Origin of the sequence: Actinoplanes sichuanensis (assembly GCF_033097365.1) — a bacterium.
GTDB classification, from domain to species: Bacteria; Actinomycetota; Actinomycetes; order Mycobacteriales; family Micromonosporaceae; genus Actinoplanes; species Actinoplanes sichuanensis.
The window spans coordinates 7,003,512-7,022,114 of record NZ_AP028461.1; the positions used below are offsets into that span (position 1 = coordinate 7,003,512).

An 18,603-nucleotide genomic window follows, 5' to 3' on the forward strand; every position below is an offset into this window, starting at 1 on the left:
GTGCTATCACCGGGAGACGTGCTCAACGGCCGCTATCGGCTGACCCAACGAATCGCCGCCGGTGGCATGGGTGAGGTGTGGCGCGGCGACGACCTGCTGCTGCAGCGCGAGATCGCGGTGAAGGTGCTGCTCCCGGCCCTGATGTCGGACTCGGACTTCATCACCAGGTTCCGTTCCGAGGCCCGGATGATGGCGGCGCTGCGGCATCCCGGGATCGTGCAGGTCTACGACTACGGCGAGAATGCGCAGGTCGGCGCGCACCGGCTGGACTTCCTGGTGATGGAGTTCATCGACGGCACCCCACTGTCGGCGAAGATCCAGCAGGCCGGTCGACTCTCCCCCGCCGAGACGATGGCCGCGATCGCGCAGGTCGCCGACGCGCTCCAGGCCGCCCACGACGCCGGCATCATTCACCGGGACGTCAAACCCAGCAATCTTCTGGTACGGCCGGCCGGCGCCATCGTGCTGGTCGACTTCGGAGTCGCCCGGTCCACCGGGGTCACCGGGATCACCAGCACCAATGTGGTGCTGGGCAGCGCACACTACATGGCTCCGGAGCAGGCCGAGGGCCGCCCGGTCACGGCCGTCACCGATGTGTACGCGGTCGGTGCCGTCGCGTTCAGCTGCCTCACCGGGCGGCCGCCGTATGTCGGGGACAACCCGCTCGCCGTTCTCGCCCAGCTGGTGCACGGGGCTCCACCGGTCCTGCCGCCGGATGTCCCGCCGGCGGTGGCCGCGGTGGTGATGCGGGCGCTCGCCAAGGACCCGGGCCAGCGGTTCCCGAGCGCTTCGGCGCTGGCGGCGGCCGCCCTCGGGGCCGGGTCGTCCCCCGCCCGGCCGCCGTCTCCGCCCTCGTCGCGGCCGCCGTTCCCGTCGCAGTCTTCGCCCGTCGCTCCTCTTGGGGGCGGCCGTCCCGCCGCTGCCGGAAGTTCGTTCCCCTCTGGCTCGCCGAGTGGCCGGTATCCGGCGGCGTCGGCGCAGCGGCCCGGCACCGGTGGTTTCCCAGCGGACGGGCGGGTTCCGAACGGATCCGGTTTCACGCCGGGCGCCGCATCGGTCGGGGCCGCGCCCAGCGGCGGCGCGCCCGGCAGCGGGATCGCGGCAGGTTCCACCTTCGGCGGCGCGGCCGGAAGAAGCGGCGCGTATGCCAACGTGGGCGGTCCGACCGGGCACGGCTCCGCGATGGGTGGCGCGACCGGGCAGGGCTCCGCGGTTTCGCGGCGGCGGCGCACCATGACCGTGGCGCTCGCGGCTGTCGCGGTGGTGGCTCTGCTTTCCGGTATCGGGATCATCCTGAACAGCGGGTCGGGCAAAACGGACCCGGCGATCGAGTCGCAGGACCCGGATCGGCAACAACTCCAGGCGGACGACACGAGCGAAAAGCCGCACGGCCAGTCCACCGGCCGGCCGAAGTCGTCTCCGAAGGGCGGCTCCGCGAACGGCAACACCGCACCGGCGGTCAAGAACCCGGCCACCGGCCCGGCCGACCCCGGCCAGCCGACCGCCACCGCGACAGCCGACCCGGACGAGCCGGGCGACCCGGACGCCACCGAACCGGCGACGAACCCCTACAGCGATCCGGTCGCGCTGTGCGGAAACGGATTCCAGGTGGTCGACTCGAAGAAGCTGGAGACGTCAGCCGGGGTGCTACGCGGCACGATCCATCTGCTCTACCGCGCCTCCGGTGGAAAGAATTGTGTGGTCACCATCAAGGCCGACACTCTCGACGAGAAGACCTCGATGTCCGCCACATTGGAGGTCCAGGGCGGCACACCGGTCGCCGACACCGGAACGTTCCAGTATTACGCCGGCCCGGTGAGCGCCACGGCCCCGAAGACCTGCGTCAAATGGGGCGGCTCCATCGGGGGAATGTCCTTCGAGAGCGACTTCTCCCACTGCGGCTGACCCCTCACATCCGCTCGATCTCGGTGAGGTCGATGTCGATCACAAACGGCACTGACAGCTGAACCCGATCATGGAAGATCCCAAGCGGTGTATACGCACTGAGCGCCGGATCGAGCTCGTAGGCATGGACGACCGCCTTACCCTCGACGTTCTCCACCCGCCAGAAGAACCGAATGCCCGCTTCGGCATAGAGCTGCGGTTTCCTCTTCCGGTCACGAATCTCCGACTCGGGTGACACAACCTCGACCGCGAGAAAGACGGCCTCAGCCGGATGCCAACTCGCATCATCATCGATCTCGGCATCCGCTTGGACGACGATCACGTCAGGTTCAGGCCGCTGCCTGGGGCCCAGGACGACCGACATCTCCCGATCAACCAGAAACCGATCCCTCGGCGCGCGCCGGCACAACCCGCTCTCGAGAAGACGCAACGCCTTCTGGTGAAAGCGCGGCCGGGGGCGCCCGACGACGAGCTTGCCGTCGATGAGTTGGGAATGAGAGGGCAGACCGGGCATCCGATCGAGTTCGTCGGCATACAACCGGAATTCACATCCGTTCGATCTCGCTGAGGTCGATGTCGATCGGGAACGGGACTCGCAGGTCGATCCGGTCGTGGAAGGTCCCGATCGACTCGTAGGCGCGCTCTCCGGGGCGCGCTCGAAAGCGTGGACGACCGGCTTGCCCTCGACTGCCTCCACCCGCCAGAAGAACGGAATACCCGCCTCGGCATAGAGCTGCGGCTTAAGCACCCGATCACGGATCTCCGACTCGGGCGAGACGACCTCGACCGCCAGCACAACCGCCTCGGCCGGATAGCAGGTGACGGAAAGACTCGCCTCGGCATCGCCGCGCACGACGACCACGTCGGGTTCCGGCCTCTGTTTCCTGTTCAGAACCACTGACATGTCGCGCCGGACCAGGAACTCCGGTCGCGGTGCCGCCGAACGCAGGGACCGGGTCAGCAGATCGAGCATCAGCGAATGAAAGACCTTCGGCGGGCTCACGAGGACGAGGCGTCCGTCGATGAGCTCCGCGTGGGGTGGGAGATCGGGAATCCGATCAAGGTCATCGGCGGTGAATCCCTCCGCTGGCGGCTGATTCCACTCGATCGCTGATTCAGCGCTCACGGAACGGCCTCCCTTGCGGCGATTTCTCGCTCCCGCAGCCCACCCACGCAGACACCCCCTCAGCGGCGATCGACCCCAACGGGCTCTTGCAAGCGACTATAGGCCTGAGGACAGTTGCTGTCCACCTAGATGTCGCTCGCCGGGTAGCGCTGACTGCCTCACATCCAGTCGGTGTGGCGGGGCCAGGACAGGAGGGTGTCGACGACCTCGGGTGGCTCGTACGGTGAGGTCGGTGTCGTCGTGGTGTATCGGCTGCGATGGAAGAGCAGCGGTGTCACGTCGCGGCACGGCCCCAGCATCGTCACCCGCCCGGTGACGATGGCGTGATCGCCGCCCGGATGGACCGCCTCCACCGAGCAGTCCGCCCAGGTCAGGACGCCGTCCAGGACCGGCGCCCCGGACGGCGCGGGCACCCAGTCGAGCGCGCCGAACCGGTCCGCGCCGCGGGTGCCGAAGAGCCGGGACACGTCGCGCTGGTCGGCGGCCAGGATGTTGACGCAGAAGATGCCGGACGCCCGGATCCGCCGCCAGGTGTCCGAGCCGCTCTGCGGGCAGAAGAGCACCAGCGGCGGGTCCAGGGAGAGGGGCGCGAACGCCTGGCAGGCGAATCCGGCCGGGCCGTCGGCATCGGCCGTGGTGATGACGGTGACGCCGGTTCCGAAGTGGCCGAAGACCCTGCGGAATCCGGCGGCCGGCGACACCGGCACGGACGGGTGGGTGGTCAATGCCCGCCGCCGCCGAAGAACCGGTGGCCCCAGACGCTGTGCGCGGTGGTCTGGCGGGCGACCCAGGTGTCGTCGTCGACGGTGAGGCCGCCGTAGCCGTACTCGATGTCGAATCCGCTCGGGGTCCGGACGTAGAAGGAGACCATCTCGTCGTTGGCGTGCCGGCCCAGGGTGGAGATCATCGGGGCCTTGTTGCGGGCGCACCGGTCGATGGCCCGGCCGACGTCGTCGAGGGTCTCGGTCTCGATCATCAGGTGTACGAGTCCGGTCGGCGCTGGAATCGGGGCGAGCGCGACACTGTGGTGCCGGGGACCACAGCCGAGGAACCGCATCCACAGGGGCTTGTCGCTCGGCGGCAGTCCGAGGTGCTCGGGGACGAGGCGCATCGAGTCGCGCAGCCGGAACCCGAGGACCTCGCTCCAGAACCGCAGCGACGCGACGTCGTCGCGGGCCGGCAGGACGACGTGCCCCATGCCCTGGCCGCCGGTGACGAACCGGGTGCCGTACGAGCTGAGCGCCGGCCGGCTGTCGAGGGCCACGCCGCAGAAGAACTCGAGCCGGTTGCCGGCCGGGTCGTCGACGCTGATCAGGTGGGAGACGCGGCGGTCGGCGAGTTCGTCGGCGCCGGCCGGTTTGACGGCGATGCCGGCTTCGTCGAGGACGCCGACGAGCCTGGTGAGGGCGGCCGGGTCGGCGAGTTCCCAGCCGGACGCGGCGAGCCGGTCCCGTTCGCCGGGCACCACCACGATGCGCGCCGGCAGCTCGTCCATGCGCAGATAGAGGGCCTGCGGGTCGGGGCCGCGTCCCTCGGTCATGCCGAGCACCTTGACGCCGAAGTCACGCCAGGCGGGCAGGTCGGTGGCTTCGACGCGCAGGTAACCGAGGGATCGGATGAGGTTGCTCACGGGTGGTGTCCCCTCTCACAGAACCAGGAATCGGGGCGGGCGCGATAGACGAGGTGAAGGCAGGTTTCAGGGGGTGAGAAAGTCGATGGCCAAGCGGTTGAACTCGTCGAATTTCTCCAGGTGGGCCCAGTGGCCACAGCCGCCGAAGACGTGCAGGCGGGCGTTGCGCAGCACCTTGAGGGCGACCAGGGCGCCGTCGAGCGGATTGACCCGGTCCTCACGGCCCCAGACCAGCAGGGTCTCGTGGCGCAGCCGATGTGCGTCGCGCCAGAGCAGCCCCTCCTCGTATGTCTCCGGGTTACTGAAGGAGGCACCCATCTCGCGCATGGCGCGCATCGCGGCCGGGTCGACCGCGGCCCGGAAACGTTCCTCGATCAGATCTTCGGAGATCAAGGACGGATCGAAGACGAGGGTACGGAGAAAGGCCGCCAGTCTCTCCCGGCTGGGGTTGCGGCCGAACGCGCCGAGGCGTTTGACCCCTTCGGTCGGGTCCGCGGAGAAGACGTTCAGAGACAGCCCGCCGGGTCCCATGAGGAGCAGCCGGCGGGCGCGCCCGGGGTGCATGAGGGCGAAGCGGACGGCTGTTCCGCCGCCGAGAGAGTTCCCGATCAGGTCGACCTTGTCGATGCCGAGTTTGTCGAGGAGCGCGGCCAGCTCGGTGGCGGCGTGGGTGAAGTACTGCCCGGTGATCGGGTCACCCAGCGAGCCGCCGTATCCGGGCTGGTCGACGGCGAGGATGTCGAAGTGCTCGGCGAGCGCGGGGATGGTGCGGCCGAAATTGCTCATGGCCGACGCCCCGGGGCCGCCCCCGTGCAGGAGGACCACCGGCGATCCGGCGCCCTCGCGGTGGAAGGCGAGTGTCATGCGTTACCTCCTCGGCCATGCCCTCCCGGCCCCCGCCCACGACGTCCGTCGGACGGTGCGGGTGGCTGCCGGTCGGTGCAGTCGGTCATGGCTAGACCATCGCGTCGTTGAGCGGCAGGCCGAATTCGCCTCGGCCGTACATGGACAGGGCTCGTTCCGGGTCGTTGATCGCGTGCACCCGGCCGGAGTGGGCGTCGCGCCAGAACCGCTGGATCGGGGTGCCGACCGCGAGGGCCCGGCCGCCGGAGTTCTCGAAGAGCCGGTCGACCGCGCGGATCGCCAGGGCGGTCCCGCGGACCTGGTCGCGACGGACCCGCAGGCGCAGCGGCATCGGGAGCTTGGTGCCGGCGGTGGTGAGGTCCATGAGTTCGCGCATGTTGGTCTGCACGGCGTACCAGGCGGAGTCGATGTCGGCCGCGGCCTCGGCGACGCGCACCTGCGAGTGTGGATCCTCGGCCGCCTTGACGCCGACGTAAGCGGCGCGGACCCGTTCGCGGGTGTAGTCGACATGGGCACGGTAGGCACCGGTCGCCATGCCGATGATCGGTGTGGTGATCGCGTAGGTGAAGATCGAGGCGTAGGGGATGCGGTAGAGCGGTCCCGGGTTCTGCTCCTGGCCGGGGCAGACGCAGCGGGCGGTGTCGTTGAAGCTGAGCGCCCGGTGGGCCGGGACGAAGGCGTTGTCGACGACGATGTCGTTGCTGCCGGTGCCGCGCAGGCCGACGGTGTGCCAGACGTCCTCGATCGTGTAGTCCGAGGCCGGCAGCAGGAAGGTGCAGAAGTCGGCGGGTGTGCCGTCGTCGCCCGGCGGGACGATGCCGCCGAGCAGCACCCAGGTGGCGTGGTCGCAGCCGGAGGAGAAACTCCAGCGGCCGTTGACGCGGTAACCGCCGTCGACCCTGGTGATCTTGCCGGTCGGGGCGTAGGACGAGGACATCCGGGTGCCGGGGTCGGCGCCCCAGACGTCCTGCTGGGCCCGGTCCGGGAAGAGCCCGAGCTGCCAGTTGTGCACCCCGATGACCGAGGCCACCCAGCCGGTCGAGCCGCAGGCCGAGGCGATGTCGCGGACCGCGGTCAGGAAGTCGAGCGGGTGTGCCTCGTGCCCGCCGAACCGGACGGGTTGCAGGAGGCGGAAGAAGCCGGTCTCGGCGAGGGCCTTGACCGTTTCCGGGGCGAGCGCGCGCCGATCCTCGGTCTCCTGAGCGCGCTCTCGCAGAACAGGTAACAGTTCTCGAACTCCGGCGAGGACCGCTTCCATGAGATCCCTCCAGGCTGGTTGGCCGCGTGTCGAGCGACCCCTATACTAGAACACGTTCTACCTAGGGACCAGGAGTGGGACATGAGCATCAGCCAGCAACCGCGCACCATCGATGCCGGGCGGCCACCGGTGAGGTTCGCCCGGGGGTGGCACTGCCTGGGGCTCGCCGACACGTTCCGCGACGGGCAGCCGCACGCGATCCAGGCGTTCGGCACCAAGCTCGTGGTGTTCGCCGATTCCTCCGGGAAGCTGAACGTGCTGGACGGCTACTGCCGGCACATGGGTGGCGACCTCACCCAGGGCACGATCAAGGGCGACACGATCGCCTGCCCGTTCCACGACTGGCGGTGGAACGGGGAGGGCCGATGTGTCGAGGTGCCCTACGCGCACCGGATCCCGATGCGCGCGCGGACCAGGTCGTGGACGACCTGTGAGCAGAACAGGCAGTTGTTCGTCTGGAACGATCCACAGGGCAATCCGCCGCCGCCCGAGGTGGCGATCCCCCGCATCGAGGGCGCGTTCTCCGACGAGTGGAGCGACTGGACCTGGGATTCGGTGCTCATCGAGGGCGCCAACTGCCGGGAGATCATCGACAACGTCGTCGACATGGCGCACTTCTTCTACATCCACTTCGCCTTCCCGACGTTCTTCAAGAACGTGATGGAGGGGCACGTGGCGGCGCAGTTCCTGCAGACCCGGCCGCGCCCGGACGTGCCGGCCTCGGCCAGCCAGTCGGGTGACGCCACGCTGCGGTCGGAGGCGGCCTACTACGGGCCGGCGTACATGATCGATTACCTGTACAACGACTGGCACGGCGTTGACATCGAGTCGGTGCTGATCAACTGCCACTACCCGGTCACCCCGGATTCGTTCGTCCTCCAGTGGGGCCTGAGCATGAAACGGCTGCCGGGTCTCAGCACCGAGCAGGCGAGCCGGGCGGCGGCCAAGTTCGCCAAGGGCATCGGCGTCGGCTTCCTGCAGGATGTGGAGATCTGGAAGAACAAGACGCGCATCGACAACCCGCTGCTCTGCGCCGAGGACGGGCCGGTCTACCAGCTCCGCCGATGGTACGAGCAGTTCTACGTCGACGTGGAGGACGTCACCGACGACATGGTGGCGCGCTACGAGTTCGAGGTGGACACGACGCGGGCGGTCGAGACGTGGGAGGCCGAGGTCGCCGCCAACCAGGCCCGGGCCGCCGCCTCATGACCGTCACCGGCCACGACGTCACCGGCCACGACGTCACCGCGAGCGACAAGCAGCTACCGGGGCGGGCCGGCAGCGAGGCCCGGCAGCAGAGCGATGAGCGGCAACGGCGCGATGAGCCACAGCAGAGTGACGAGCGGCAGGAGTATCTGGGCGGCGGGCTTGCCGAGGTTCGGTGCGAGGCGTGCGGGCTTCCGGTCCGGGCCGGGAAACGCAGCGCGATGCAGACCAGCGTGCAGTGGTCCGGGCCGGCCTGCGACCGGCTCGCCGAGGTGGCCGCCGGGCGACCGAACGCGCTCGTCCCCACCTGCCCGGAGCTGCGGGAAAGCATCGACCGGGCGGTTCGCGAGGGTCGTCTGGAGGTGAGCTGATGCCGTATTTCCGCCCTGTCCGGATCGCCGCGGTGATCCCGGAGACCGCGGACGCCTGCTCCCTGGTGCTCGACACCACCTTCGACTACCGGCCCGGTCAGTATCTGACGGTGCGCACCCCGGCCGGGCCACGCTGCTACTCGCTGTCCAGTGCGCCGGGCATCGACGATCGGCCCACGGTGACCGTGAAGCGGGTGCCCGGCGGCCGGGTCTCGAACTGGATCTGCGACCACGTCCGCGCCGGTGACACCCTCGACATGGCGGGCCCGGCCGGGACGTTCACGCCCGACTCGCTCGATGACGATCTGTTGTTCCTGGCCGCGGGCTCGGGCATCACGCCGATCATGGGGATCGTCAAGGCGCTGCGGAGCGATCCGGTTCTGATCTACGCCAACCGGGACGCCGAATCGATCATCTTCGGGGCACGGCTCGACGGAATGCTGCCGGTCATCCACTGGCTGGACAGCGAGCGGGGCATTCCGACGGCTGATTTCCTGAAAGAGCTACTTCTGCCGTACCTCCAGAGGGAGGCCTTCGTCTGCGGACCGGAGGCGTTCGTCGCCGTCGCCGAGAAGGCGCTGCAATCGGCGGGCGTGCCGGCCTCCCGCATCCGGGTCGAACGATTCGAGGCGAACCAGACCGCAACGGAACCGGTCGAAGAGGACCAAGACGGGCCGGCGGCGGTGGCCGAGGTGGCGATCGACGGGCAGACGCATGTGTTGCCGTGGGCGGCCGGCAAACGGCTCCTCGACGTGATCATCGACGCGGGTCTCAACCCGCCGTATTCGTGCCGGCAGGGTCAGTGCGGCGCGTGCGCGGTGCGGCTGGTGAGCGGCGAGGTCGACCTGGTCAACAACGAGATTCTCGAGGAGGAGGACTTCGCGGAGGGCTACATCCTGGCGTGCCAGGCGATCCCGGTGACCGACTCGGTCTCGGTCACCTACTACTGAACGGCCGGAACACGGCGCCGCTGACGGTTCCGGCGGGGGTGGCCCGTCGTGGTCGCCCCCACCGGGTTCATCGCGCGGACAGTTCCCGGGCGATCGTGATCAGCTGGTCCTCCTGGCCGCCGACGAGACGCCGCTCCCCCGCCTTGACCAGGATCTCCGCGCCCGACACACCGTACCGCTCGGCCTGCGCGTAAGCGTGCATGAGGAAACTGGAGTAGACCCCGGCGTACCCCATGATCAAAGCCATCCGATCGAGCTTGCACTCGTCGGCCATCGCCGGTCGCACCACGTCCTCGGCCGCGTCGACGATCTTGAAGAAGTCCACGCCGGTACGGATGCCCAGCTTGTCGCAGACGCCGACGAACGCTTCGACAGGTGTGTTCCCGGCACCGGCACCGAACCGGCGGGTGCTGCCGTCGATCTGCCGCGCCCCGGCCCGGTAGGCCAGGATCGAGTTCGCCACGCCCAGCCCCAGGTTCTCGTGCCCGTGGAAGCCGACCTGCGCGTCCGGCCCGAGTTCGGCGACGAGAGCGGCGACCCGGTCACCGACCTGGTCGAGCACGAGCGCCCCGGCCGAGTCGACCACGTAGACGCACTCGCACCCGGCATCGGCCATGATCCGGGCCTGTTCGGCCAGCCGTTCGGGCGGGATCGAATGCGCCATCATCAGGAACCCCACCGTCTCCAGTCCCAGGTCACGGGCGATCCCGAAGTGCTGGACGGCGATATCGGCCTCGGTGCAGTGGGTGGCGATCCGGCAGACCGTGGCGCCGTTGCCGGCCGCGGCCCGGATGTCGTCGAGGACACCGACACCGGGCAGCATCAGGAAGGCGATCTTCGCGCGGGTCGCGGTACGGACCGCCGCGCTGATCAGGTCCTGCTCCGGGGTGTGACTGAACCCGTAGGTGAACGACGACCCACCCAGCCCGTCACCGTGGGTGACCTCGATGACGGGTACACCCGCGTCGTCGAGAGCCGCCACGATCGCGGTCACCTCGTCGACGGTGAACTGGTGCCGTTTGGCGTGCGACCCGTCCCGCAGCGACGAGTCAGTGATCCTGAGATCGAGCAAGTTCCTCACCCACCCTGGTGGCCGCAGCGGTCATGATGTCCAGATTCCCGGCGTACGACGGCATGAAGTCGCCCGCGCCCTCGACCTCGATGAAGATCCCCACCCGCAGCCGGTCACCCACCGGGTCGAACTGCGGCTCGTCCAGCAGCCGATACCCCGGCACGTAGGTCGCGACCGCCGACACCAGGTCCACGACGGACTTGGTGATCGCACCCTGATCGGCGTCCGGCGACACCGCGCAGAAGATGGTGTCCCGCATGATCAGCGGTGGTTCGGCCGGGTTCAGCACGATGATCGCCTTGCCCCGCGCGGCTCCGCCGATCGTCTCCAGCCCACGGCTCGTCGTCCGGGTGAACTCGTCGATGTTCGCCCTGGTCCCCGGCCCGGCCGAGCGGGACGCCACGGTGGCTACGATCTCCGCGTAGTGGACCGGCGTCACCCGGGACACCGCGTGCACCATCGGAATCGTCGCCTGCCCGCCACAGGTGATCAGGTTCAGGTTCGGCGCGTCCCGGTGCCCGCCGAGGTTCACCTCGGGCACCACGGCCGGTCCGACCGCCGCCGGAGTCAGGTCGATCGCCCGGATCCCGGCCTCCGCATAACGCGGCGCATTCGCCCGGTGCACGCCCGCCGACGTGGCCTCGAACACCAGGTCGGGCACCGGGTCCTGACTCAGCAGCCAATCCACGCCCGCGCTGCTGACGGCCAGCCCGGCCTCGGCCGCCCGCCGGAGTCCGGCGCTTTCCGGATCGATTCCGACCATCCATCGAGGCTCGATGACAGGTGATCGCAGCAGTTTGTACATCAGATCCGTGCCGATGTTCCCGGACCCGACGATCGCCGCGCTGAACGTCATTCCCGACCCCTCTCTTCCGCGGCGGCTCGCGCCACACCGGCCCCGATTCCCTTCGCGGTGGGCGCCTGCCCGGCCGGTTCCTTCGCGGCCGGTTCCTTCCCGACCGGCTCCTTCACGACCGGCTCCTTCACGGCCGGTTCCTTACCGACCGGCTCCTTACCGACCGGCTCCTTCGCGGCGGCGAATGCCAATCGCACGTCACCGAGCCCGCTGAATTCGGCCCGGAATTCATCACCCGGCCGCGCGTCGACGGCCCGCGCGCACGCCCCCGGCAGAATCAGATGCCCGGCTTTCAGGCGCACCCCGAATCTCGCGACCTTCCGCGCGAGCCAGGCGACCGCAGTGACCGGATTCCCGAGAACGGCGTCCGACCGCCCGGCCGCGACCTGCTCATCCCCACGCCACAAGACCGCGGCGATGCCGCGAGGATCGATTTCCTTCGGCGGTACGCGTTGAGCGCCCACCACGAATCCGGCGGACGAGGCGTTGTCCGCGATCGTGTCGGCCAGACTGATCCGCCAGTCGACGATCCGGCTGTCGATCAGCTCGATGGACGGGGCGAACGCGGCCGTGGCAGCGAGCACGTCATCCTCGGTGCACCCTTTGCCGGGCAGATCCGCACCGAGGAGAAAGGCCACCTCGATCTCCACCCGCGGATAGCAGAACCGTCCGGTGTCGACGGCGACCTCCTCGGAGAGCCGCATGTCGGCGAGCAGATGCCCGTAATCGGGCTCGTCCACCCCCATCATCTCCTGCATGGCTTTCGAGGAGAGCCCCACTTTGTGCCCCACGATCGCAGCGCTGCGCCGCCGAATGTTGTGCAGCTGAATCGCATAGGCGTCGTCCGCGGTGAGCCCGGGCGACTCGGTGACGAGCGGTGGAATCGGCGCCCGATCCCGTTCCGCGTCGCGGAGCCGATCCGCCAGCGCCTCGATCTCAGCCTCACCGATCATCATCTTCTCCCGATTCGGAAAACGCGGCGCCGGCGGATGGGGAACCCACCGGCGCGGTGGCGGCGTGACGGCCCGCGCGGCGACCGGAGAACACGCAGTCGGCCAACGAAAGCCCGCTGACATAGGACCCGGAACAGATTCCGACGGCCGTCCGCCCGGCCGCATAGAGCCCGTCGATCGACGTACCGTCCGGGCGTAGCACCTGGCCGCTCTCCTCGTCGACGGTCAGTCCGCCCAGGGTGAGCATCGGCGCCGGGGAAGCCCGCAACGACACATCGACAGCCGAAAAAGGAGCGTTGACCAGACCGCGAACGAACTCCAAGGGCTTACCGACGACATCTCGCCCCACTCGAACGCCGGCGGCGGTGAAACCACCGCTCCCGGCGGGGGTGGAACCATCGTTTCCGGCGGGGGTGGAACCATCGTTTCCGGAGGCGGTGAAACGGTCGCCCGCGGCGGCGGTGGCGTCAATCCCGGCGGCGGTGTTGTTCGCCGTCACGGTCTCGATCAGGTTGGTCTCGTTGATGCCGGCGCGGCGGGCGAGTTCGGCGAGTGTCGGGGCCGAGATCCGGCGGGCGGCGAAGAGCCACCGGCTCTGCCAGCGCTGGAACCACAGCGTCTGCGAGGACAGCTGCCGCCGAGCCGCACGGAGCAGATCCGCGTCGACGAGCAGCCAGCCCTTCCCGTCGGGGCAGGCCCGGATCGCCTCGCCGATCGCCGCGCCGTACCGGGACTCGTCGCAGACCCGCCGCCCGTCCCGGTCGACGAGAACCCCACCGAGCAGGGCGGAAGGCGGCGTGAGGAACCGCCAGATGGTGACCCGGTCGAGAAACCGGGTCGCCGCGCCGACCGCCGTGCCGAGCCGGATCCCGGACCCGTCGTCTCCGGGCGTCCCCAGCCGAAGCCCGCGATACCCGGGCGCGTGCTCCCGCATCATCGCCCGGTCGAAGACGAACCCACCGGCCGCCAGCACCACGGCATCGGCCTGAATCCGCAGTTCCCGCCCGTAGCGGTCCTCGATCCAGGCGACTCCTCGATGCAGCAGCCGCCCGAAACCGGGCACGTAGACACCGGGCTTGACCGACCACCGGTGCAGCCACCGATGCGCGCCCCGGGCCCAGACCGGCGCCGACCGCAACGTGCGGCAGACCAGCCCGGTCACCCGGTCACCCGGCTCGCCCGGCCGCGAACGGGCCTCCTCCGGCGCCGGTTGCTCCGGTTGCTCCGCGCGAGGGTCGTGGTGCGCGAGACGGGCTTCCGCGGCGGATGTCGATGGATGCGGTTGGTGAGCGGTGGGCGTACCGCTGGAGGGGTTTGCGGAGAAGAGAAGCGAGAGGGCCTGGGATTGCCGGAGGAAACGGACTCGTCGCGATGCGGCGGCGGCCGCCAGACGGGCGTGGAGGGTGCCGCCGGAGGTTCCGCGGGCGTGAGTTCGGTGGCCGCGTGGGGCCGGGTCGGCGTAGGCGTGTTCGCTGCCCGATTGGTAGAGGTAGTGGCGATTCGTCGGGTAGGACGTCTTGTCCGGGCACAGGCTCGCGTCGAACGGGACTCCGTGCTCCTCCAGCCAGGCGAGCATGTCGGCCGATTCGTCGCAGAAGCGGCGCAGGGTGGCCGGGGAGACGGCGTCGCGGACCTCGTGGCGCAGATATTCGTACATGGCCGCCGGGGTGTCGGTGACACCCGCGGCGCGCTGCAGGCGGGTGCCGCCGCCCGCGTAGACGATGCCGCCGGAGACGGCGGTGGCGCCGCCCCCGGTGAAGCGGTCGATCACCAGGACGTCGGCGCCGGATTCAGCGGCCTCGATGGCGGCACAGGCGCCCGCCGCGCCGAAGCCCACCACCACGACGTACATGCGGCCCTCCGGGGTAATGGCGTCGGCGACCGGATAACTATAACCTGTTCTAGTGTTGCGCGAAGAGGAATTCGACGTCGTCGTGGTGGGCAGCGGCGCGGCCGGGATGACCGCCGCGCTCACCGCCGCGCACCATGGGCTCAGCGCTGTGGTCATGGACGGCGCCGAGGTGTACGGCGGTTCGACCGCCCGATCCGGCGGGGGCCTGTGGCTCCCCGGCCCGGAGGCGAGCACCTATCTGAAACACGTTGCAGGCGATGAGGTGCCCGCCGCGCGCCGGGATGCGCTGCTGGAGCACGGGCCGGACGTATTGGCCTTCGTCACCGCGCACACGCCGCTGGAGTTCGCCCGGGTGCCGGGCTACCCCGACTATCATCCGGAGGCGCCGGGCGGGCTCGCCGAGGGCCGCACGCTGGAGCCGCGCCCGCTGGACGTCCGCCGGGTCGCCGAGGACGTCGGCACACTCGCGCCGCCGTATCGGGCCGCGCCGAACGGGATGGCGGTGACCGCGGTCGACTACCGCTGGCTGTCGCTCGGGCTGCGGCATCCGCGGTCGGCGCTGACCGCGGTGAAACTGGCCGCCGGGCGGTTCCGGGGGCGGCGGCTCACGATGGGGCAGGCGCTGGCGGCGGGGTTGCGGGCCGGGTTGCGGTCGGCGGGGGTTCCGGTGCGATTGGGTACGCCGATGACCGCCCTGCACGTCTCCGACGGCCGGGTCGCCGGAGTGGCGACGCCGGACGGTGTGCTGACCGCCCGGCGTGGAGTGGTGCTGGCGTGCGGCGGGTTCGACCACAACGAGCGGATGCGCCGGGAGCATCAGGATCTGGGTACCGCGTGGACGGTCGGCGCGGCCGGGAACACCGGGCTCGGCATCGAGGAGGGGCAGCGGCTCGGGGCGGCCCTGGATCTGATGGACGAGGCCTGGTGGGGGCCGTCGCTGCCGCTGACCGGTGGGGCGTACTTCTGCCTGGCCGAGCGCAACCTGCCGGGCAGCCTGGTGGTCGACGGCACCGGGCGACGGTTCGTGAACGAGGCGGCGCCGTACGTCGACGTGGTCCACACCATGCTCGGACGGACCGGCTCGGGCCCGCATCTGCCGGCCTGGCTGGTGACCGACCGCTCGTACCGGGACCGGTATCTGTTCGCCGGGCGGGCGCCGCGGGCCCCGCTGCCGAAGCGGTGGTTCGACGCCGGGATCGCGCATCGGGCGGACACCCTGGACGAGCTGGCCGAGCGGATCGGGGTGCCGGCCGAGGCGTTGCGAGCGACCGTCGAGCGGTTCAACGGGTTCGCGGCGAGCGGGCGGGACGAGGACTTCGGGCGGGGCGATTCGGCGTACGACAGGTACTACGGTGACCCGCGGCAGCGGCCGAACCCGTGCCTGGGCGCCCTGACGCGGCCGCCGTTCCTGGCGTTCTCGCTGGTACCGGGCGATCTGGGAACCAAGGGCGGGTTGCGCACCGACGAACGGGCCCGGGTGCTGCGCGAGGACGGGACGCCGGTGCCCGGTCTGTACGCGGCCGGCAACACGAGCGCCTCGGTGATGGGTCGTGGCTACGCGGGCGCGGGCGCCACCCTCGGCCCGGCGATGACCTTCGGCTACCTGGCGGCTCGGGACATGGCCGGCTGACCGGAGGGCGGTGGACTCGGTTCCCTACCGTGGCGGTGTCGTCTTATCGTGGCCGTCCCACATGGAGCAACCGGGGGTGTGCGTGCCGACCCAGCTGGCGTCCGCAAGAGAACTGGCACCACCGCGAACCGGGAGTAGACGGCTGTCCACGCCGCGGCTCTACTGGCTGGTGGCCGCCGGGCTGGTGGTGCTGGCACTGGCCACCGGCGTCGCCGCGCTGGCCGACGTGCGGGAGCGGTCCGCGCTGCTCACCGACGTCTCCGAGGTGAAGGCGCCGATCAGTGTCGACGCGCAGACGCTGTACCGGTCGCTGGCCGACGCCGACGCCACCGCCGCGACGGCGTTCCTGTCCACCGGTGGCGAGTCGTCCGACCTGCGTACCCGCTATCTCGACGACATCGCGCAGGCCAGTTCGGCGCTGACGATCGCGCTGCGGGACGCCGACGACGACGAGACGGCCCGGCTGCGGGTGGTCGCCGAGCAGCTGCCGGTGTACACCGGCCTGATCGAGACGGCCCGGTCCAACCAGCGTCACGGCGTGCCGCTGGGCGGGGCCTACCTGCGGGAGGCGTCGGGGCTGATGCAGCAGACGATCCTCCCGGCGGCCGCCGGGGTCTTCGACAGCACCCATCGGCGACTGGTCGGCGAGCAGGCGGCGGCCGACGGTTTCCCCTGGCCGGCCGCGTTCTTCGGGGTGCTGCTGGCCGGGGCGCTGCTCGCCGCGCAGGTGCTGGTGGCCCGCCGGAGCCGGCGCACGTTCAACCTGGGCCTGGTCGGGGCGAGCGGGATCGCCGTCCTGGCGCTGCTCTGGTCGTTCGTCGCGCTCGGCGCCTCGACCGGCCGGTTGGAGACCGGGCCGGGCAGTCCGGCCGAGCAGGTGTCGGTGCTGGCCAACTCGGGCCGGGCGGCGTTGCAGGCACGGGCCAACGAGTCGCTGACGCTCGTCGCCCGGGGTGGTGGGGCCACGTTCGAGACGCAGTTCGTCGGCCGGATGGACGAGCTGATCGGGGTGGACGGCACGAGCGGGCTGCTCGGGAAGGCGCTGGCGCAGGCCGAGGACGACGACCGGGCGTTCATCGAGCAGGCCCGCGCCGAGGCGAACCAGTGGCGCACGCTGCATCTGCAGGTGCGAGCCGCGGACGACGGCGGCGACTGGAACAAGGCGGTCGAGCTGGCGACGGCCTCCGGTGACCAGGCGCTTCCGGCGGTGTTCGCCCGGCTCGACAAGGCGCTGACGAACGCCCTGTCGGCGGGCAATCAGCAGGTCGACCGGCAGGCCGACGGCGCGGAGGGTGCCCTGACCGGCCTGGCCGCGGGATTCGTCCTGCTCACGATCGGCCTGGTGGCCGCTGTAGGGCTCGGTTTCCGGCCGCGAATCGGGGAGTACCGGTGAAGAAGAACCTCAGGATCGCCGCGGTCATGGTGACGGTCGCGCTGGTCGCGGCCGGATGCGGCACGCCCGACGAGCCGCCGCGGCCGGTGTCGGCCGAGGCCACCGCCACCGTGCCCAGGCCGCTGAACGTGCAGGACCCGGCCGAGGTGCCGAGCCCCTCCGGCGCGCCGACCTGCAACCCGCGGGCCAGCCTGCGGCCGCCCGCGTCGATGCCGAAACCGAACCGGATGCCGGTCGACAGCACGATGGCGGAGATCCAGCAGCGCGGCCGGTTGATCATCGGCATCGACCAGAACGCGTACCTCTTCGGGTTCCGTGATCCGGGCAGCGGCGAGCTGGTCGGCTTCGAGATCGACTTCGGCCGGGAGATCGCGCGGGCGATCTTCGGGGATCCGACGAAGGTGGAGTTCCGGGCGATCACCACCGCCGAGCGGATCCCCAAGCTGCAGAGCGAGGAGGTCGACCTGGTGATCCGGACCATGTCGATGACCTGCGAGCGCTGGCAGCAGGTGCTGTTCTCGACCGAGTACATCCCGTCCCGGCAGCGGCTGCTGGTCCGGAAAGCCGACAAGATCAACGACTTCCCGGACCTCAAGGGCAAGAAGGTCTGCGCCACCAAGGGCAGCACCAGCATCGTGACGATCGCGAAGCAGCCGTACAACCTGATCCCGGTGAGCACCGACAGCACGCTGGACTGTCTGGTCCTGCTCCAGCAGGGGCAGGTGGACGCGGTCTCGACCATCGACATCCTGCTGGCCGGTCTGGCCGCGCAGGACCCGACGACCGAGGTGACCGGGACGGCGGTGTCCGACGAGCCGGCCGGGATCGGCATCCCCCTCGAGCACCGGGACATGGCCGGGTTCGTCAACGGGGTGCTGGACAAGATGCGCGCCGACGGGACCTGGACGGACATTTACAACAAGTGGCTCAAAGAGCGGCTGGGCCCGGCCACTCCGCCCGTGCCGGTCTACCAGAACTGACGACTGTGCAGGTAGACGGCCTGCACTACCCTGAGCGCGTGCTGACGGCGACTGTGGTGTTCCTGGTGATCGGCGGCGTGGCCGTCGCCGTCCTGGCGCTGGCGCTGCTCGGCGGCGAGCTCCTGCACTTCGGCCATCCGGAGGCCGGCGGCCCGGTGTCGACCGAGGTGGCGGCCGGTTTCCTGGGGGCGTTCGGGTTCGCCGGAGCAGCTGCGGCGGAGCTGCTCGGTGCCCGTACCCCCGTCGGGATCGTCATCGCGGCGGCCGTCGGCGCGTCGGCCGCCGTGCCCGCCGCCTGGATCGCGTGGCGCCTGTCGCGCGCGGCGCGGAACATGCGCACCGACGCGACACCGCAGCGGCGGCATCTGGTCGGTTCGATCGGCGTGGTGGTCACGCCGGTGCCGGCCGGCTCGGGTTACGGCGAGGTGCGGATCCGGCTGGGCGGACAGCCGGTGAAACTGAACGCACGCGCCGACCGGGCCATCCCCGCGGGCGCCGAGGTCTTCGTGATCGAGGCGCCCAGCGACACGAGCGTAATCGTCGAAGAGACACCATAG

General features: G+C 70.3%; 16 protein-coding genes and 2 pseudogenes. 8 read left to right on the forward strand and 10 right to left on the reverse strand.

Annotated features, from left to right (window positions below):
* Entirely contained in the window at nucleotides 1-1,905 is a 1,905-nt protein-coding gene (locus tag Q0Z83_RS55955) for a serine/threonine-protein kinase (RefSeq protein WP_378079137.1), read from the forward strand.
* Nucleotides 1,906-1,909: 4 nt separating this feature from the next.
* Here the strand turns inward: Q0Z83_RS55955 and Q0Z83_RS32365 are convergent, their stop codons facing one another.
* From Q0Z83_RS32365 to hsaA, 5 genes are all read right to left on the reverse strand, one after another.
* Entirely contained in the window at nucleotides 1,910-3,031 is a 1,122-nt protein-coding gene (locus tag Q0Z83_RS32365) for a Uma2 family endonuclease (RefSeq protein ID WP_317787027.1), read from the reverse strand.
* A 158-nt stretch (nucleotides 3,032-3,189) separates the two neighbouring features.
* On the reverse strand, nucleotides 3,190-3,738 hold the full coding sequence (hsaB, locus tag Q0Z83_RS32370) for a 3-hydroxy-9,10-secoandrosta-1,3,5(10)-triene-9,17-dione monooxygenase reductase subunit (protein WP_317787028.1): 549 nt from the start codon (nucleotides 3,736-3,738) through the stop codon (nucleotides 3,190-3,192).
* 14 nt (nucleotides 3,739-3,752) lie between these two features.
* Nucleotides 3,753-4,661, reverse strand: coding sequence for an iron-dependent extradiol dioxygenase HsaC (hsaC, locus tag Q0Z83_RS32375; protein WP_317787029.1), 909 nt, complete (start codon nucleotides 4,659-4,661; stop codon nucleotides 3,753-3,755).
* 66 nt (nucleotides 4,662-4,727) lie between these two features.
* The gene (gene hsaD, locus Q0Z83_RS32380) at nucleotides 4,728-5,525 is read right to left on the reverse strand and encodes a 4,5:9,10-diseco-3-hydroxy-5,9,17-trioxoandrosta-1(10),2-diene-4-oate hydrolase (RefSeq protein ID WP_317787030.1); all 798 of its coding nucleotides are present in this window, start codon (nucleotides 5,523-5,525) and stop codon (nucleotides 4,728-4,730) included.
* A 91-nt stretch (nucleotides 5,526-5,616) separates the two neighbouring features.
* Complete coding sequence (gene hsaA, locus Q0Z83_RS32385) at nucleotides 5,617-6,783, reverse strand: 3-hydroxy-9,10-secoandrosta-1,3,5(10)-triene-9,17-dione monooxygenase oxygenase subunit (protein ID WP_317787031.1); 1,167 nt, start codon at nucleotides 6,781-6,783, stop codon at nucleotides 5,617-5,619.
* Nucleotides 6,784-6,864: 81 nt separating this feature from the next.
* On the opposite strand from hsaA, the gene Q0Z83_RS32390 reads away from it, so the two are divergent.
* From Q0Z83_RS32390 to Q0Z83_RS32400, 3 genes are read left to right on the forward strand one after another with little or no spacing between them, the layout of a single operon-like run.
* Nucleotides 6,865-7,992, forward strand: a complete 1,128-nt coding sequence (locus tag Q0Z83_RS32390; RefSeq protein ID WP_317787032.1) for a Rieske 2Fe-2S domain-containing protein — start codon at nucleotides 6,865-6,867, stop codon at nucleotides 7,990-7,992.
* The gene (locus Q0Z83_RS55960; protein ID WP_378079138.1) at nucleotides 7,989-8,360 is read left to right on the forward strand and encodes a hypothetical protein; all 372 of its coding nucleotides are present in this window, start codon (nucleotides 7,989-7,991) and stop codon (nucleotides 8,358-8,360) included. Before Q0Z83_RS32390 ends, Q0Z83_RS55960 begins: the two co-directional genes overlap by 4 nt.
* A complete protein-coding gene (locus Q0Z83_RS32400; protein ID WP_317787033.1) occupies nucleotides 8,360-9,310 on the forward strand; it encodes a ferredoxin--NADP reductase in 951 nt (316 codons plus the stop codon). The genes Q0Z83_RS55960 and Q0Z83_RS32400 overlap by 1 nt, the downstream gene beginning before the upstream one ends.
* Nucleotides 9,311-9,377: 67 nt before the next feature.
* Here the strand turns inward: Q0Z83_RS32400 and dmpG are convergent, their stop codons facing one another.
* From dmpG to Q0Z83_RS32425, 5 genes and pseudogenes are all read right to left on the reverse strand, one after another.
* Nucleotides 9,378-10,382, reverse strand: coding sequence for a 4-hydroxy-2-oxovalerate aldolase (gene dmpG, locus Q0Z83_RS32405; RefSeq protein WP_317787034.1), 1,005 nt, complete (start codon nucleotides 10,380-10,382; stop codon nucleotides 9,378-9,380).
* Nucleotides 10,360-11,238 carry an acetaldehyde dehydrogenase (acetylating) gene (locus tag Q0Z83_RS32410; RefSeq protein WP_317787035.1) on the reverse strand — a complete coding sequence of 293 codons (879 nt, stop codon included), beginning with the start codon at nucleotides 11,236-11,238 and terminating at the stop codon, nucleotides 10,360-10,362. Before Q0Z83_RS32410 ends, dmpG begins: the two co-directional genes overlap by 23 nt.
* A complete protein-coding gene (locus tag Q0Z83_RS32415; RefSeq protein ID WP_317787036.1) occupies nucleotides 11,235-12,191 on the reverse strand; it encodes a 2-keto-4-pentenoate hydratase in 957 nt (318 codons plus the stop codon). Before Q0Z83_RS32415 ends, Q0Z83_RS32410 begins: the two co-directional genes overlap by 4 nt.
* Nucleotides 12,181-13,359, reverse strand: a pseudogene (locus tag Q0Z83_RS32420) (FAD-binding protein); the annotation flags it as partial. The pseudogene Q0Z83_RS32420 and the gene Q0Z83_RS32415, both read right to left, overlap by 11 nt.
* Before the next feature lie 150 nt (nucleotides 13,360-13,509).
* A pseudogene (locus Q0Z83_RS32425) lies at nucleotides 13,510-14,043 on the reverse strand (FAD-dependent oxidoreductase); the annotation flags it as partial.
* 106 nt (nucleotides 14,044-14,149) lie between these two features.
* Between Q0Z83_RS32425 and Q0Z83_RS32430 the strand changes: the two are divergent.
* The 4 genes from Q0Z83_RS32430 to Q0Z83_RS32445 all read left to right on the forward strand — a co-directional run bounded on the left by Q0Z83_RS32430 (nucleotide 14,150) and on the right by Q0Z83_RS32445 (nucleotide 18,603).
* The gene (locus Q0Z83_RS32430) at nucleotides 14,150-15,673 is read left to right on the forward strand and encodes an FAD-binding protein (RefSeq protein WP_317797173.1); all 1,524 of its coding nucleotides are present in this window, start codon (nucleotides 14,150-14,152) and stop codon (nucleotides 15,671-15,673) included.
* 82 nt (nucleotides 15,674-15,755) lie between these two features.
* Nucleotides 15,756-17,066, forward strand: coding sequence for a hypothetical protein (locus Q0Z83_RS32435; RefSeq protein ID WP_317787037.1), 1,311 nt, complete (start codon nucleotides 15,756-15,758; stop codon nucleotides 17,064-17,066).
* Nucleotides 17,063-18,046 (forward strand): glutamate ABC transporter substrate-binding protein, encoded by a 984-nt coding sequence (locus Q0Z83_RS32440; RefSeq protein ID WP_317787038.1) that lies wholly within the window; start codon nucleotides 17,063-17,065, stop codon nucleotides 18,044-18,046. Before Q0Z83_RS32435 ends, Q0Z83_RS32440 begins: the two co-directional genes overlap by 4 nt.
* Before the next feature lie 38 nt (nucleotides 18,047-18,084).
* On the forward strand, nucleotides 18,085-18,603 hold the full coding sequence (locus Q0Z83_RS32445; RefSeq protein WP_317787039.1) for an NfeD family protein: 519 nt from the start codon (nucleotides 18,085-18,087) through the stop codon (nucleotides 18,601-18,603).